15 protein-coding genes are annotated in these 16,222 nt (G+C 70.7%); all 15 read left to right on the forward strand.

Features of this window, described 5'->3' with window-relative positions:
* Positions 1–88: 88 nt before the first annotated feature.
* The 15 genes from pgsA (at position 89) to ACSYGN_RS33670 (ending at position 16,040) form a co-directional block, all read left to right on the forward strand.
* Positions 89–763, forward strand: a complete 675-nt coding sequence (pgsA, locus tag ACSYGN_RS33600; protein WP_460402360.1) for a phosphatidylinositol phosphate synthase — start codon at positions 89–91, stop codon at positions 761–763.
* Positions 760–1,758 (forward strand): phosphatidylinositol mannoside acyltransferase, encoded by a 999-nt coding sequence (locus ACSYGN_RS33605; RefSeq protein ID WP_460402362.1) that lies wholly within the window; start codon positions 760–762, stop codon positions 1,756–1,758. Before pgsA ends, ACSYGN_RS33605 begins: the two co-directional genes overlap by 4 nt.
* Positions 1,755–2,918 carry a glycosyltransferase family 4 protein gene (locus ACSYGN_RS33610; RefSeq protein WP_460402364.1) on the forward strand — a complete coding sequence of 388 codons (1,164 nt, stop codon included), beginning with the start codon at positions 1,755–1,757 and terminating at the stop codon, positions 2,916–2,918. Before ACSYGN_RS33605 ends, ACSYGN_RS33610 begins: the two co-directional genes overlap by 4 nt.
* Before the next feature lie 150 nt (positions 2,919–3,068).
* Positions 3,069–3,611: a LemA family protein gene (locus tag ACSYGN_RS33615; RefSeq protein ID WP_460402366.1), complete on the forward strand. Its 543-nt coding sequence runs from the start codon at positions 3,069–3,071 to the stop codon at positions 3,609–3,611.
* Between the two features lie 249 nt (positions 3,612–3,860).
* Positions 3,861–4,709 carry a pyridoxal 5'-phosphate synthase lyase subunit PdxS gene (pdxS, locus tag ACSYGN_RS33620; RefSeq protein WP_460403899.1) on the forward strand — a complete coding sequence of 283 codons (849 nt, stop codon included), beginning with the start codon at positions 3,861–3,863 and terminating at the stop codon, positions 4,707–4,709.
* Between the two features lie 6 nt (positions 4,710–4,715).
* Positions 4,716–5,327 carry a pyridoxal 5'-phosphate synthase glutaminase subunit PdxT gene (gene pdxT, locus ACSYGN_RS33625; protein ID WP_460402368.1) on the forward strand — a complete coding sequence of 204 codons (612 nt, stop codon included), beginning with the start codon at positions 4,716–4,718 and terminating at the stop codon, positions 5,325–5,327.
* Positions 5,328–5,375: 48 nt separating this feature from the next.
* The gene (locus ACSYGN_RS33630) at positions 5,376–6,128 is read left to right on the forward strand and encodes a YebC/PmpR family DNA-binding transcriptional regulator (RefSeq protein WP_460402370.1); all 753 of its coding nucleotides are present in this window, start codon (positions 5,376–5,378) and stop codon (positions 6,126–6,128) included.
* A 187-nt stretch (positions 6,129–6,315) separates the two neighbouring features.
* The gene (ruvC, locus tag ACSYGN_RS33635) at positions 6,316–6,888 is read left to right on the forward strand and encodes a crossover junction endodeoxyribonuclease RuvC (RefSeq protein WP_460403901.1); all 573 of its coding nucleotides are present in this window, start codon (positions 6,316–6,318) and stop codon (positions 6,886–6,888) included.
* On the forward strand, positions 6,885–7,493 hold the full coding sequence (ruvA, locus tag ACSYGN_RS33640) for a Holliday junction branch migration protein RuvA (protein WP_460402372.1): 609 nt from the start codon (positions 6,885–6,887) through the stop codon (positions 7,491–7,493). The genes ruvC and ruvA overlap by 4 nt, the downstream gene beginning before the upstream one ends.
* Positions 7,494–7,550: 57 nt before the next feature.
* Positions 7,551–8,624, forward strand: coding sequence for a Holliday junction branch migration DNA helicase RuvB (gene ruvB, locus ACSYGN_RS33645; protein WP_460402374.1), 1,074 nt, complete (start codon positions 7,551–7,553; stop codon positions 8,622–8,624).
* 164 nt (positions 8,625–8,788) lie between these two features.
* Positions 8,789–9,301, forward strand: a complete 513-nt coding sequence (yajC, locus tag ACSYGN_RS33650; RefSeq protein ID WP_460402376.1) for a preprotein translocase subunit YajC — start codon at positions 8,789–8,791, stop codon at positions 9,299–9,301.
* Between the two features lie 133 nt (positions 9,302–9,434).
* A complete protein-coding gene (secD, locus tag ACSYGN_RS33655; RefSeq protein ID WP_460402378.1) occupies positions 9,435–11,228 on the forward strand; it encodes a protein translocase subunit SecD in 1,794 nt (597 codons plus the stop codon).
* 1 nt (position 11,229) lies between these two features.
* Positions 11,230–12,357 (forward strand): protein translocase subunit SecF, encoded by a 1,128-nt coding sequence (gene secF, locus ACSYGN_RS33660; protein ID WP_460402380.1) that lies wholly within the window; start codon positions 11,230–11,232, stop codon positions 12,355–12,357.
* Positions 12,354–12,893 carry an adenine phosphoribosyltransferase gene (locus ACSYGN_RS33665; protein ID WP_460402382.1) on the forward strand — a complete coding sequence of 180 codons (540 nt, stop codon included), beginning with the start codon at positions 12,354–12,356 and terminating at the stop codon, positions 12,891–12,893. The genes secF and ACSYGN_RS33665 overlap by 4 nt, the downstream gene beginning before the upstream one ends.
* A 615-nt stretch (positions 12,894–13,508) precedes the next feature.
* On the forward strand, positions 13,509–16,040 hold the full coding sequence (locus ACSYGN_RS33670; RefSeq protein ID WP_460402384.1) for a RelA/SpoT family protein: 2,532 nt from the start codon (positions 13,509–13,511) through the stop codon (positions 16,038–16,040).
* Positions 16,041–16,222 lie beyond the last annotated feature (182 nt).

Below are 16,222 nucleotides of genomic sequence, written 5' to 3' on the forward strand. Positions count from 1 at the left end.
CCCGCCCGTCGCACGCCCGCGCGCGTGGCTACGATGGGCCAGCCGGTGGCCAGTGGGGCCGCTCGGCCATACGACCGTCGGGAAGGCCATGCTGAACAAGTACGCGCGTGCATTCTTTACGCGTGTCCTCACTCCGTTCGCCGCGTTTCTGATCCGCAGGGGCGTCAGCCCCGACACGGTCACGCTCCTCGGCACCGCCGGCGTGGTCGCGGGCGCGCTGGTCTTCTACCCCCGGGGCGAGTTCTTCTGGGGCACCGTCGTGATCACGCTGTTCGTGTTCTCCGACCTCGTCGACGGCAACATGGCGCGCCAGCTCGGCCGCTCCAGCCGCTGGGGCGCCTTCCTGGACTCCACGCTCGACCGGGTGGCCGACGGCGCGATCTTCGGGGGCTTCGCCCTGTGGTACGCGGGCGGCGGCAACGACAACGTGCTGTGCGCCGTGTCGATCTTCTGCCTGGCGAGCGGCCAGGTGGTGTCGTACACCAAGGCGCGCGGCGAGTCGATCGGGCTGCCGGTGGCCGTCAACGGGCTCGTGGAGCGTGCCGAGCGCCTGGTGGTGTCGCTGGTCGCGGCCGGTTTCGCCGGGCTGCACAAGTTCGGTGTGCCCGGTATCCAGTATCTGCTGCCCGTCGCCCTGTGGATCGTGGCCGTCGGCAGTCTGATCACGCTCGTCCAGCGTGTCGTCACGGTGCGCCGCGAGTCCGCGGAGGCCGAGGAGGCCGCGCGGGAGAAGGCGTCCCAGGGGAGCGAGGCCGACCGGTGAGCGCTCGTGAGCGCCTGACCGACGCTCTGTACGGGCTCGGCTGGACCACCGTCAAGAAGCTCCCCGAGGCCGCCGCGGCACGGCTGGGCCGTACCGTCGCCGACATCACCTGGAAGCAGCGCGGCAAGGGCGTCCTGCGGCTCGAGGCCAACTACGCGCGCGTGCTGCCGGACGCGGGGCCCGAGCGGCTCGCCGAGCTCTCGCGCGCGGGCATGCGCTCGTACCTGCGCTACTGGATGGAGTCCTTCCGGCTGCCCGCCTGGAGCACCGAGCGCATAAGGACCGGCTTCGCGCCCGAGGACGTCCAGTACCTCACCGACGGCCTCGCCACGGGCAACGGCGTCATCCTGGCGCTGCCCCACATGGCCAACTGGGACCTCGCGGGCGCGTGGGTCACCACCGAGCTGGACACGCCGTTCACGACCGTCCAGGAGCGCCTGAAGCCCGAGTCGCTCTACGACCGCTTCGTCGCCTACCGCGAGAGCCTCGGCATGCATGTCCTGCCGCACAGCGGCGGCTCCGCCTTCGGCACCCTCGCGCGGCGGCTGCGGGACGGCGGTCTGGTCTGCCTGGTCGCCGACCGCGATCTGTCCGCCTCCGGCGTCGAGGTCTCCTTCTTCGGCGAGCCGACCCGGATGCCGGCGGGTCCGGCGCTGCTGGCCCAGCAGACCGGCGCCCTGCTGCTGCCGGTGACACTCTGGTACGACGAGTCGCCTGTCATGCAGGGCCGTGTGCATCCCCCGATCGAGGTACCCGCGTCAGGTACCCGCGCGGAGAAGACGTCTGTCATGACACAGGCGCTGGCCGATGCCTTCGCCTCGGGCATCGCCGACCATCCGGAGGACTGGCACATGCTGCAACGGCTGTGGCTGAAGGACCTCGATCCCGCGAAGGCCCCGCCCGGCGGCGGCGCCCCCGGCGTGACGGGCGCGCAGGCTCCCGGCACCCGGACCGCCGGGGAGAGCGCACCGGCCTCCGAGAAGGGCGCGCCGTGAGGATCGGCATCGTCTGCCCGTACTCCTGGGACGTGCCGGGCGGCGTCCAATTCCACATCCGCGATCTCGCCGAATACTTCATCCGCCTCGGCCACGAGGTGTCCGTCCTCGCCCCGGCCGACGACGACACACCGCTGCCGCCCTACGTCGTCTCGGCCGGCCGCGCCGTCCCGGTGCCGTACAACGGCTCGGTGGCCCGCCTCAACTTCGGCCTGCTGAGCGCCGCGCGGGTGCGCCGCTGGCTGCACGAGGGCCGTTTCGACGTCGTCCACATCCACGAGCCCACCTCGCCCTCGCTCGGCCTGCTCACCTGCTGGGCGGCCCAGGGGCCGATGGTCGCCACGTTCCACACCTCGAACCCGCGCTCCAAGGCGATGATCGCCGCGTACTCGATCCTCCAGGCCGCCCTGGAGAAGATCAGCGCGCGCATCGCCGTCAGCGAGTACGCCCGCCGCACCCTCGTCGAGCACCTCGGCGGCGACGCCGTGGTCATCCCCAACGGCGTCGACGTCGACTTCTTCGCCAAGGCGGAGCCCAGGCCCGAGTGGCAGGGGGACACGATCGGCTTCATCGGCCGTATCGACGAGCCCCGCAAGGGCCTCCCGGTGCTGATGAAGGCCCTCCCGAAGATCCTCGCCGCCCGCCCGCAGACCCGGCTGCTCGTTGCCGGGCGCGGCGACGGCGAGGAGGCGGTGGCGGGCCTGCCCGGGGAACTGCGCTCCCGAGTGGAGTTCCTCGGCATGATCAGCGACGAGGACAAGGCACGCTTCCTGCGCAGCATCGATCTCTACGTCGCCCCCAACACCGGCGGCGAGAGCTTCGGCATCATCCTCGTCGAGGCGATGTCCGCGGGCGCCCCCGTCCTCGCCTCCGACCTCGACGCCTTCGCCCAGGTCCTCGACCAGGGCGCGGCCGGCGAACTCTTCGCCACCGAGAACGCCGACGCCCTGGCCGAGGCCGCGGTCCGCCTCCTGGAGGACCCCGCCCGCAGAACCCGCCTCCGCGAACACGGCAGCGCTCATGTCCGCCGCTTCGACTGGTCGACGGTGGGGGCGGACATCCTGTCGGTCTACGAGACGGTCACGACAGGGACGGCAGCGGTGGCGGCGGACGAGCGGGCGACGGGGCTGAGGGCGCGGCTGGGGTTGGCGCGGGACTGAGCTCCTGCGGCGCTTGATGAGTGAGGGCGGCTTCTCAGCCGGCCCGCGCTGCTTCCACTCAGCCTGTCCGGGGCCGCGATACAAGGCCACCGTCCGCCGGGGCGGACCGAGAACACCGGCCAACCCCCGCGGAGCGTAACGTTGCGGCCCGTGACCGCAACCCTCATCTGGATCCTCGCAGTACTCTTCGCGATCGCCCTGTACCTCAGCTGGACAGCCGGCCGCCTCGACCGCCTCCACTCCCGCATCGACGCGGCCCGCGCGGCCCTCGACGCACAGTTGCTGCGCCGCGCGTCCGTCGCCCAGGAGCTGGCGACGTCCGGGGTGCTGGACCCGGCCGCCTCGATCGTGCTGTACGAGTCCGCGCACGCCGCCCGGCAGGCCGAGGAGGAGCAGCGGGAGGTCGCGGAGAGCGAGCTGAGCCAGGCGCTGCGGGTCGTCTTCGCGGAGCCGCAGCAGATGGAGGCCGTACGCGAGGCCCCCGGCGGGGAGGAGGCGGCCCGCGAACTGGCGGAAGCCGTACGGCGGGTTCCGATGGCCCGGCGCTTCCACAACGACGCGGTCGGCGCCGCCCGCCGACTGCGCCAGCACCGCAAGGTCCGCTGGTTCCGCCTGGCGGGCCACGCGCCGTTCCCGATGGCGTTCGAGATGGACGACGAGCCCCCGACGGCACTGGTGGCCCGAGCGGCGTAGGCCATACTCCCGTCGGCCCCGGCACCCGGGGCCGGGCCCGGCCCCCGAAACGCACCCCCTGACCAGCCCTTTCCCGCTCCGGACCCGAAAAAGAAGCCACCGCCTCCCCATTGGCCCTTGCAGTGGACTGGTCCACTCACGTTTCCTCGGTGACTGCATAAGCCCTCTTCCCGAGTGAGGTCATCCGTGTCCAGCACGCTCTCCGAAGGTCAGACTCCCGAGACCGGCACCGCGCGCGTGAAGCGCGGTATGGCCGAGCAGCTCAAGGGGGGCGTGATCATGGACGTCGTCACGCCCGAGCAGGCGAAGATCGCCGAGGACGCGGGCGCCGTCGCCGTCATGGCTCTGGAGCGGGTCCCGGCCGACATCCGCAAGGACGGCGGTGTGGCCCGGATGTCCGACCCCGACATGATCGAGGGCATCATCGAAGCCGTCTCGATCCCGGTCATGGCCAAGTCCCGCATCGGCCACTTCGTCGAGGCCCAGGTGCTCCAGTCCCTCGGCGTCGACTACATCGACGAGTCCGAGGTGCTCACCCCGGCCGACGAGGTGAACCACTCCGACAAGTGGGCCTTCACGACCCCGTTCGTGTGCGGTGCCACCAACCTGGGCGAGGCCCTGCGCCGGATCGCCGAGGGCGCCGCGATGATCCGCTCCAAGGGGGAGGCCGGCACCGGCAACGTCGTCGAGGCGGTCCGCCATCTGCGCCAGATCAAGAACGAGATCGCCCGTCTGCGTGGCTACGACAGCCATGAGCTGTTCGCCGCAGCCAAGGAGCTGCGTGCCCCGTACGAGCTGGTCAAGGAGGTCGCCGAGCTCGGCAAGCTCCCGGTGGTGCTGTTCTCCGCGGGCGGTGTGGCCACCCCGGCCGACGCCGCGCTGATGCGCCAGCTCGGCGCCGAGGGCGTCTTCGTCGGCTCCGGCATCTTCAAGTCCGGCGACCCGGCCAAGCGCGCCGCCGCCATCGTCAAGGCGACCACGTTCTACGACGACCCGAAGATCATCGCGGACGCGTCCCGCAACCTCGGCGAGGCCATGGTCGGCATCAACTGCGACACCCTCCCCGAGTCCGAGCGCTACGCCAACCGCGGCTGGTAGTCGTTCATGCCCAACGAAGCCCCTGTCGTCGGCGTCCTGGCCCTCCAGGGCGACGTCCGGGAGCACCTCGTCGCCCTGGCCGCGGCCGACGCCGTGGCCAGGCCGGTGCGGCGCCCCGAGGAACTCGCCGAGGTGGACGGTCTGGTCGTCCCCGGCGGCGAGTCCACCACCATCTCCAAACTGGCCGTCCTGTTCGGCGTGATGGAGCCCCTCCGCGCGCGCGTGCGGGACGGCATGCCCGTCTACGGCACCTGTGCGGGCATGATCATGCTCGCTGACAAGATCCTCGACCCGCGCTCGGGCCAGGAGACCGTCGGCGGCATCGACATGATCGTGCGCCGCAACGCCTTCGGCCGCCAGAACGAGTCCTTCGAGGCGGCGGTCGACGTCAGCGGCATCGGCGGCGATCCTGTAGAGGGCGTCTTCATCCGCGCCCCCTGGGTCGAGTCCGTCGGCGCCGGCGCAGAGGTCCTCGCCGAGTACCACGGCCACATCGTCGCGGTCCGCCAGGGCAACGCGCTCGCCACGTCGTTCCATCCGGAACTGACCGGCGACCACCGCGTGCACGCCCTGTTCGTCGACATGGTGCGCGCGTACCGGACGGCGGAGTCCTTGTAGGATCGCTGGCGTTCAGGCAGAGATGGGTAACGCGAAGGAGACAGGCAGATGTCCGGCCACTCTAAATGGGCCACGACGAAGCACAAGAAGGCCGTGATCGATGCCAAGCGCGGCAAGCTCTTCGCGAAGCTGATCAAGAACATCGAGGTCGCGGCGCGGATGGGCGGCGTGGACGTCGAGGGCAACCCGACGCTCTACGACGCCGTCCAGAAGGCCAAGAAGCAGTCGGTTCCCAACAAGAACATCGACTCCGCGATCAAGCGCGGCGGCGGTCTCGAGGCCGGCGGCGCCGACTACGAGACGATCATGTACGAGGGCTACGGCCCGAACGGTGTCGCGGTGCTCATCGAGTGCCTGACCGACAACCGCAACCGCGCCGCCTCCGACGTGCGCGTCGCCATGACCCGCAACGGCGGCTCCATGGCCGACCCGGGCTCGGTGTCGTACATGTTCACCCGCAAGGGTGTCGTCATCGTCCCCAAGGGCGAACTCGCCGAGGACGACGTCCTGACTGCCGTCCTCGACGCGGGCGCCGAGGAGGTCAACGACCTCGGCGAGTCCTTCGAGGTGATCAGCGAGGCCACCGACCTGGTCGCGGTCCGCAGCGCCCTCCAGGACAACGGCATCGACTACGACTCCGCCGAGTCGAGCTTCGTCCCCTCCGTCCAGGTCGAGCTGGACGAGGACGGCGCCAAGAAGATCTTCAAGCTGATCGACGCGCTCGAGGACAGCGACGACGTGCAGAACGTCTTCGCCAACTTCGACGTCAGCGACGAGGTCATGGAGAAGGTCGACGCGTAATGCCGCCGCGGCTGCATGACGCCGTACGGAACGCAAGGATCGCACGGGCCGACGGGACGAACCCGTCGGCCCGTCGTCGTGCCCGGCACCGACCCCCGCGGCGGGGCCGTCCGGCCTCGCGTGCCCTGCGTTGTCGGTGGCACCGGATAGCCTGCACAAACAGGTGACCGAAAGGGAGGGCTCGGGGGTGCTTGTACTCGGGGTGGACCCCGGACTGACCCGCTGCGGTGTCGGTGTCGTCGAGGGCGTCGCCGGGCGGCCACTGACCATGCGCGCGGTCGGCGTCGTCCGCACACCGGTCGACGCGGAACTGGGCCGCCGCCTCGTCGCCATTGAGCAGGGCATCGAGCGCTGGCTCGACGAGCACCGGCCCGAAGTCGTCGCCGTGGAGCGGGTGTTCAGCCAGCACAATGTGCGCACCGTGATGGGCACCGCCCAGGCCAGCGCCGTTGCCATGCTGTGCGCCGCCCGGCGTGGCATCCCCGTCGCCCTGCACACCCCCAGCGAGGTCAAGGCCGCCGTCACCGGTACCGGACGGGCCGACAAGGCGCAGGTCGGCGCCATGGTCACCCGGCTGCTGCGGCTCGACGCGCCCCCGAAACCCGCCGACGCGGCCGACGCCCTGGCACTCGCCATCTGCCACATCTGGCGCGCCCCCGCACAGAACCGCCTCCAGCAAGCCGTCGCCCTGCACACCGCCTCGCGCACCGCCGCGGGCCCGGCTCCCACAAACAGCACATCGAAAGGCCGTACCGCATGATCGCCTTCGTGAGCGGCACGGTCGCCGCACTCGCTCCCGACGCAGCGGTCGTCGAGGTCGGCGGGGTCGGCATGGCCGTGCAATGCGCCCCGAACACGCTCTCCACGCTGCGCGTCGGGGAGCACGCCAGGCTCGCCACCTCCCTGGTCGTGCGCGAGGACTCGCTGACCCTGTACGGCTTCGCGGACGACGACGAGCGCCAGGTCTTCGTGCTCCTCCAGACCGCCAGCGGCGTCGGCCCCCGCCTCGCCCAGGCCATGCTCGCCGTGCACAGCCCGGACGCCCTGCGCCGGGCGGTCGCCACCGGTGACGAGAAGGCGCTGACCGCGGTCCCCGGCATCGGCAAGAAGGGCGCCCAGAAGCTGCTCCTCGAACTGAAGGACCGCCTCGGCGAGCCCGTCGGCGCTCCCGCCGCCGGTGCTTCGCGGACCAGCACCGGCTGGCGTGACCAGTTGCACTCCGCCCTGGTCGGCCTGGGATACGCCCCGCGCGAGGCCGAGGAGGCCGTCGCCGCCGTGGCCCCGCAGGCCGAGTCCGCCGCAGGCACTCCGCAGGTGGGCGCCCTGCTCAGAGCCGCCCTCCAGACCCTCAACCGCGCACGCTGACCCGAGGACGCCCGGCCGGGCCCGCCCGACGGACGCGCCACCGCGAGGAGAACCGCAGTGAACTGGGACGACACGACCGACACCGCCGCAGACCCGGAGCGGCTCGTCGGTGCGTCCGCCGACCGCGAGGACCAGGCCGTCGAGGCCGCCCTGCGTCCCAAGGACCTCGACGAGTTCATCGGCCAGGAGAAGGTCCGCGAACAGCTCGACCTCGTACTGCGCGCCGCACGCGCCCGCGGCGCCACCGCCGACCATGTCCTGCTGTCCGGCGCCCCGGGCCTCGGCAAGACCACCCTCTCCATGATCATCGCGGCCGAGATGGGCGCCCCCATCCGCATCACCAGCGGCCCCGCCATCCAGCACGCGGGAGACCTCGCAGCGATCCTCTCCTCCCTCCAGGAGGGCGAGGTCCTCTTCCTCGACGAGATCCACCGCATGTCCCGGCCCGCCGAGGAGATGCTCTACATGGCGATGGAGGACTTCCGGGTCGACGTCATCGTCGGCAAGGGCCCCGGCGCCACCGCCATCCCCCTCGAACTGCCGCCGTTCACCCTGGTCGGCGCCACCACCCGGGCGGGCCTGCTGCCGCCCCCGCTGCGCGACCGTTTCGGCTTCACCGCCCACATGGAGTTCTACGAGCCGACCGAACTCGAACGTGTGGTGCACCGCTCGGCCGGACTGCTCGATGTGGAGATCGACCCCGACGGCGCCGCCGAGATCGCCGGACGCTCCCGCGGCACGCCCCGTATCGCCAACCGACTGCTGCGCCGGGTGCGTGACTACGCCCAGGTCAAGGCGGACGGACTGATCACCCGCGAGATCGCCGGGGCCGCCCTCAAGGTCTACGAGGTCGACGCCCGCGGCCTCGACCGGCTCGACCGCGCGGTGCTCCATGCCCTGCTCAAGCTGTTCGGCGGCGGACCCGTCGGCCTGTCCACCCTCGCCGTCGCGGTGGGGGAGGAGCGGGAGACCGTCGAGGAGGTGGCCGAGCCCTTCCTCGTACGTGAGGGACTTCTCGCCCGCACCCCGCGCGGCCGGATCGCCACCCCCGCGGCATGGGCGCACCTGGGCCTCACGCCGCCCGGCGCGTCGAATACGGGAAACGGACAACAGGACCTGTTCGGGGCGTGACGGCGGTGACAGTGGCCTCACCAGGAACCCAGGTGGGATGCTGAGCGTTGTTCCCTGCGCGCGGACTCGCTTAGACTCCGCCGATGCCGCCTTCGCGGGCAGCACCCACCACCCCCATCACCCAGGCCGTGACCGCCGCGGTCGTGCGAAGGAAATCCCGTCCCGTGAATATCTTGACCCTCCTTCCGTTCATCGTGCTCATCGGTGCCATGGTCCTGATGACCCGCTCGTCCAAGCGGAAGCAGCAGCAGGCCGTGGACATGCGCAACCAGATGCAGCCCGGCAGTGGTGTCCGCACCATCGGAGGCATGTACGCGACGGTCAAGGAGGTCAACGAGGAGACCGTCCTCCTCGACGCCGGCCCGGGGGTGGAACTGCTCTTCGCGAAGAACGCGATCGGCAGTGTGCTGAGCGACGACGAGTACAACCGCATCGTGCACGGCATCGAGCACGACCTCAGGTCCGACGCCGATGTCGTCCCCGATGACGCCTCCTCCCTCACCGAGACCGACGAGTCCTCCGACGACGCTGCCGCCGCCCCTGCCGACAAGGCCGTCGACCTCGGTAAGAAGGACACGGCCGAGGAGCCGTCCGACGACGCCGAGACCGCTGAGCCCGCGGACGTGAAGACGGACGACGAGCTGAAGAAGACCGACGGGGAGTCCGAGGCGAAGTAGCCGCTTCCCGGGTGTGCCGGGCCGCCGCGCCCGAGCATCCCGGGAGGTGCTGATCTCGCACGGCATCCCGACACCAGTCATGGCCGCCGGCACGCCCACCGGCGCGAGGCGGCCCGAGAGGGAGTACGAGAAGGTGGCAGCACCTAAGAAGGGCCGGAGCACGAGTGCCCAGAGCAAGCCGGGGCGCTCGCTGGCCCTCATTCTGATCGCCATGGTGGCGCTCACCGGAGGCATGTTCGCCTCCGGACACAAGACTCCGCGTCTCGGCATCGACCTGGCCGGCGGTACGAGCATCACGCTGCGGGCGGTCGCCGAGGCGGGCCAGGGGTCCGCGATCAACAAGACCAATATGAACACCGCGGTCGACATCATGGAGCGCCGCGTCAACGGTCTTGGTGTGTCGGAGGCGGAGGTCCAGACCCAGGGCGACAAGAACATCATCGTCAACATCCCCAAGGGCACGAACTCCAAGCAGGCCCGGGACCAGGTCGGCACCACCGCGAAGCTGTACTTCCGCCCCGTCCTGGCCACCGAGGTGTCCGCCGGCGCCGCGACGGCCACCCCGTCGCCCAGCTCCTCGTCCTCGGGGTCCTCCGGAAAGTCCACCAGTAAGGCGACGGACAAGGCGACCGACAAGTCCTCCTCGTCCCCCTCGGCGAGCGCCACGACCCAGGGCCGCTCCGTCACCGACGGCCTGAAGGCCGATGCCACGCCCTCCGGCTCGGCGACCGCCTCCTCCTCGGCCAGTGCGAAGGCGTCCTCGAGCGCCTCCCCGTCGGCGAGCAGCAGCTCCGCCGCGAGCGCCGCCGCGGCCGCGCTCCAGGCCCAGTACTCGGCGCTGGACTGCAGCAAGTCCGCCGACCGCGCCAAGGCGGGCAAGGGCGCCAAGCCGACCGACACGACCGTCGCCTGCGGCAAGAACTCGTCGGGCGTGTGGCAGAAGTACATCCTCGGCCCCGTCAAGGTGGACGGCACCGACGTCAAGAAGGCGCAGGCCGTCTACAACACGCAGAGCGCCGCCGGCTGGACCGTCACCATGGAGTTCACCGGCAAGGGCAGCAAGAAGTTCGCCGACATCACCAGCCAGCTCGCGCAGAACCAGTCGCCGCAGAACGAGTTCGCCATCGTCCTGGACGGCGAGGTCGTCTCCAACCCCTACGTCAGGACCGCGCTGACCGGCGGCACTGCGGAGATCTCCGGCAGCTTCGACCAGACGGAGGCGCAGAGCCTCGCCAACATGCTGTCCTACGGCGCGCTGCCGCTGACCTTCCACGAGGACAGCGTCACCACGGTCACCGCCGCGCTCGGCGGTGAGCAGTTGCGGGCCGGACTCATCGCGGGCGCCATCGGCCTCGCGCTGGTCGTCGTCTACCTCCTGGTCTTCTACCGCGGCCTGTCGATCATCGCCATCCCGTCGCTGCTGGTATCCGCGATCCTTACCTACGTGATCATGGCGCTGCTCGGCCCGGCCATCGGCTTCGCGCTCAACCTGCCCGCCGTCTGCGGTGCCATCGTCGCCATCGGTATCACCGCGGACTCGTTCATCGTGTTCTTCGAACGCATTCGTGACGAGATCCGCGAGGGCCGCTCGCTGCGCCCCGCCGTCGAGCGGGCCTGGCCGCGCGCCCGGCGCACCATCCTGGTCTCCGACTTCGTGTCCTTCCTCGCCGCGGCGGTGCTGTTCATCGTCACCGTCGGCAAGGTCCAGGGCTTCGCGTTCACGCTCGGCCTGACCACCGTGCTCGACGTGGTGGTGGTCTTCCTCTTCACCAAGCCGCTGATGACGCTCCTCGCGCGCCGCAAGTTCTTCGCGAACGGCAGCAAGTGGTCCGGTCTCGACCCGAAGGCTCTGGGTGCGAAGCCCCCGCTGCGCTCCACCCGCCGCCCCAACCGTCCTGCCGGCCCCGTCGACACGAAGGAGGCGTGAGATGTCGAAGCTCGGCAGCCTCGGCGCCCGACTCCACCATGGTGAGGTCGCCTACGACTTCATCGGCCACCGCAAGATCTGGTACGGCGTCTCCATCCTGATCACCATCACGGCCATCCTCGGCCTGGCGGTGCGGGGCCTGAACATGGGCATCGAGTTCCAGGGCGGGGCGGTCTTCACCACACCGAAGGGCATGAGTGCCTCGGTGACGAAGGCCGAGAACTACGCGAAGGACGCGTCCGGCCACGACGCGACCGTCCAGAAGCTCGGCGACGGCAGCCTGCGCATCCAGATCGCCGGCATCGACACCGACAAGTCCGACGCCATCAAGGACAAGCTGGCCTCGGACCTGAAGGTCGACACCGAGAAGATCAACGCCGACCTGGTCGGCCCCAGCTGGGGCGAGCAGATCGCCAACAAGGCCTGGGAGGGCCTGGCGATCTTCATGGTCCTGGTCGTGATCTATCTGGCGATCGCCTTCGAGTGGCGGATGGCCCTGGCCGCGCTCGTCGCCCTGATCCACGACCTCACGATCACCACCGGTATCTACGCCCTCGTCGGCTTCGAGGTCACGCCGGGCACCGTGATCGGTCTGCTGACCATCCTCGGTTACTCGCTCTACGACACGGTCGTCGTCTTCGACAGCCTCAAGGAGCAGACCCGGGACATCACCAAGCAGACCCGCTGGACCTACAGCGACGTGGCCAACCGCTCAATCAACAGCACCCTGATGCGGTCCATCAACACCACGGCGGTCGCCCTGCTGCCCGTCGGCGCCCTGCTGTTCATCGGCGGCGGCTTCCTCGGCGCGGGCATGCTCAACGACATCTCCCTGTCGCTGTTCGTCGGCCTCGCCGCCGGTGCATACTCCTCGATCTTCATCGCCACGCCGCTCGTCGCCGACCTCAAGGAGCGTGAGCCGGAGATGAAGGCGCTCAAGCGGCGGGTGCTCGCCAAGCGCGCCCAGGCCGCGGCCGAGGACGAGATGGCCGAGGCTCGGGACGCTGCCGACCCGCTCGGTGCCGACCCCGACTCCGAGGACGCCGCCCCCGCCGTCGTGGGCCCGCGCCACCAGCCCGCCTCCCGCGGCCGTGGCGGCCGCGGCCGATCCTCCGGGAAGCGCCGATGACCGGTATCGAAGAGCTGCTCCTGAGCCGGATCCGCGATGTCGCGGACTATCCCGAGCCGGGTGTGATGTTCAAGGACATCACTCCGTTGCTGGCGGACCCGGCAGCGTTCAGCGCGCTCACGGACGCGCTTGCCGAGGTGGCCACCCGCGAGGAGGCCACCAAGATCGTCGGCCTGGAGGCCCGCGGCTTCATCCTCGGCGCCCCGGTCGCCGTCCGCGCCGGTCTCGGCTTCATTCCGGTCCGCAAGGCGGGCAAGCTCCCCGGCGCCACCCTCGGCCAGGCCTACGACCTGGAGTACGGCTCTGCCGAGATCGAGGTGCACGCCGAGGACCTGAGCACGGGCGACCGTGTCCTGGTCGTCGACGACGTCCTCGCCACCGGCGGCACCGCCGAGGCGTCCGTCCAGCTCATCCGGCGCGCGGGCGCACAGGTCGCCGGTGTGGCGGTCCTCATGGAACTGGGCTTCCTGGGCGGCCGCGCCCGCCTGGAACCGTCCCTGAACGGCGCCCCCCTGGAGGCACTCCTCCAGATCTGACCGGATGAGCAACGCCCTGCGCCCGGCCCGTACTCACGCGCCGGGCGCAGCCGTACCCACCGCACGAACACCCCGGCGCCGCCGTGCATCACGCCCACGCCATCCCGCCGACCCCGCAAGCTGCACCTCGGAGACCGTGTCGCCCGTGCATGAGGACGCGCTGGACGTGCGGCCCCGGCCTGGGCGTGACGGCTCCCGTCGAGGCCCGGGGCGAACGGACCGCGGCCGACGGAGCGCCGGGTCCATGGCGTGCCTCGGGCATGGTGGTGGTTCGTATCAGGTGCCGCAGGGCTCGTCCGCGCCGAGTCGGATTCCCGGCGAAGGCCCGGGGCGGCCGAGGCACGCGGTCGCGGTGGCGTCGCCGCACGTTCAGGGCACCCTGGGTCGTGCCTGGTGCGGGACGGGTTCCCGGGGCAGAACACCGGCCACGGAAAGAGCCGTAGGAGGCGTTTAGGGAGCTGTGCCGGGGAAGGCGAGGAATCCTGGGGTGGTCCCAGATGTTCCTCCGGTGTACAGGCCCCACATCGGTCTGAAGGCGATGCCCGGGCGCGGGATCGCTACCATGGGGTCTCCGGAGCCTGACCGGGGGACCCGGATCGCGCACGAGGAGTCCTCTTGCCAGACGAGGCCCAGCATCTGACCGCCGCCAAGCCCGAGTCGCCCTCGGTGCAGGCGGCGCAGCCCGCGCAGCCCACGCGTCACGACACCCGTGGGACGGCCGAGCACGCCCAGTCCGCGCCCGTCGACAGGCCCGCCGAGCAGCCGCGTCCCAAGCCCGCCCCGCCCGAGGACCGCTCCGCGCCCGCGCCCCGCCCCGCGGCCGGGCAGCCCTCCCGCGCCGGCTCCTCCAACCGCGTGCGGGCCCGCCTCGCCCGCCTCGGTGTCCAGCGCGCCAACCCCTACAACCCGGTCCTGGAGCCGCTGCTGCGGATAGTGCGCAGCAACGACCCCAAGATCGAGACCGCGGTCCTGCGCCAGATCGAGAGCGCCTACCAGGTCGCCGAACGCTGGCACCGCGGCCAGAAGCGCAAGAGCGGCGATCCGTACATCACGCACCCGCTCGCCGTCACCACCATCCTCGCCGAGCTGGGCATGGACCCGGCCACCCTGATGGCCGGCCTGCTGCACGACACCGTCGAGGACACCGAGTACGGCCTCGACGACCTGCGCCGCGACTTCGGCGACGTGGTCGCCCTGCTGGTCGACGGCGTGACCAAGCTGGACAAGGTCAAGTTCGGTGAGGCCGCGCAGGCCGAGACCGTGCGCAAGATGGTCGTGGCGATGGCCAAGGACCCGCGCGTCCTGGTCATCAAGCTCGCCGACCGGCTGCACAACATGCGCACCATGCGCTACCTCAAGCGCGAGAAGCAGGAGAAGAAGGCGCGCGAGACCCTGGAGATCTACGCGCCGCTCGCCCACCGCCTCGGCATGAACACCATCAAGTGGGAACTGGAGGACCTCGCCTTCGCGATCCTCTACCCCAAGATGTACGACGAGATCGTACGGCTGGTGGCCGAGCGGGCACCGAAGCGTGACGAGTATCTGGCCATAGTGACCGACGAGGTCCAGGCCGACCTGCGCGCCGCCCGCATCAAGGCGACCGTCACCGGCCGCCCCAAGCACTACTACAGCGTCTACCAGAAGATGATCGTCCGCGGCCGGGACTTCGCGGAGATCTACGACCTGGTGGGCATCCGCGTCCTGGTGGACACCGTCCGCGACTGCTATGCGGCCCTGGGCACCGTGCACGCCCGCTGGAACCCGGTTCCGGGGCGGTTCAAGGACTACATCGCGATGCCCAAGTTCAACATGTACCAGTCGCTGCACACGACGGTCATCGGCCCCAGCGGCAAGCCGGTCGAACTCCAGATCCGCACGTTCGACATGCACCGCCGCGCCGAGTACGGCATCGCCGCGCACTGGAAGTACAAGCAGGACGCCGTCGCCGGTGCCTCCAAGGTGCGTACGGACGCGCCGCGGCCGGCCGGGAAGGCCGGCAAGGACGCGGCCGCCATCAACGACATGGCGTGGCTGCGGCAGCTGCTCGACTGGCAGAAGGAAACCGAGGACCCCGGCGAGTTCCTGGAGTCCCTGCGCTTCGACCTGTCCCGCAACGAGGTCTTCGTCTTCACCCCCAAGGGTGATGTCATAGCGCTCCCGGCCGGGGCCACCCCGGTCGACTTCGCGTACGCCGTCCATACGGAGGTCGGCCACCGCACGATAGGAGCACGGGTCAACGGCAGGCTCGTGCCGCTGGAGTCGACCCTCGACAACGGCGATCTGGTGGAGGTCTTCACCTCCAAGGCGCCCGGTGCGGGACCCTCCCGGGACTGGCTCGGCTTCGTCAAGTCGCCGCGCGCCCGCAACAAGATCCGCGCCTGGTTCTCCAAGGAGCGCCGCGACGAGGCGATCGAGCAGGGCAAGGACGCCATCGCGCGTGCGATGCGCAAACAGAACCTGCCGATCCAGCGCATCCTGACCGGTGACTCGCTGGTCACCCTGGCGCACGAGATGCGCTACCCCGACATCTCCTCCCTGTACGCGGCGATCGGCGAGGGCCATGTGGCCGCGCAGAACGTCGTACAGAAGCTGGTGCAGGCCCTCGGCGGCGAGGAGGCGGCCAGCGAGGAGATCGACGAGACGGTCCCGCCGTCCCGCTCCCGCAGCCGCAAGCGGCGCAGCAGCCAGGACCCCGGCGTGGTGGTCAAGGGCGTCGACGACGTCTGGGTCAAGCTGGCACGCTGCTGCACACCCGTGCCCGGCGACCCGATCATCGGATTCGTCACCCGGGGCAGCGGAGTATCGGTTCACCGCAGCGACTGCGTGAACGTGGAGTCGCTGTCCCGTGAGCCGGAGCGGATCCTGGAGGTCGAGTGGGCGCCCACCCAGTCGTCGGTCTTCCTGGTCGCCATCCAGGTCGAGGCGCTGGACCGCTCCCGGCTGCTGTCGGACGTCACACGCGTCCTGTCCGACCAGCACGTCAACATCCTCTCCGCGGCCGTCCAGACCTCCCGCGACCGCGTCGCCACCTCCCGCTTCACCTTCGAGATGGGCGACCCCAAACACCTGGGGCACGTCCTGAAGGCCGTACGGGGCGTGGAGGGCGTCTACGACGTCTACCGGGTCACCTCGGCCCGCCAGCGCTGAACGGCAGCCGCCCGGCTGCCTGTCCTCGCGCTGACCGCCCCAGGCAGGGGGCCGGTGCACGTCGGCGTGCCGCCCGGAAGCGCAGACGCGGCGCGAACCAGGGCGCACCTGGCACACCGGACGGCGTACGGCGGCCCGTCGGGTCCGGCGCGACCGGCGGCGCGTACCGCCCGCGGTGGCGG

This window comes from Streptomyces sp. YIM S03343, from assembly GCF_054729195.1.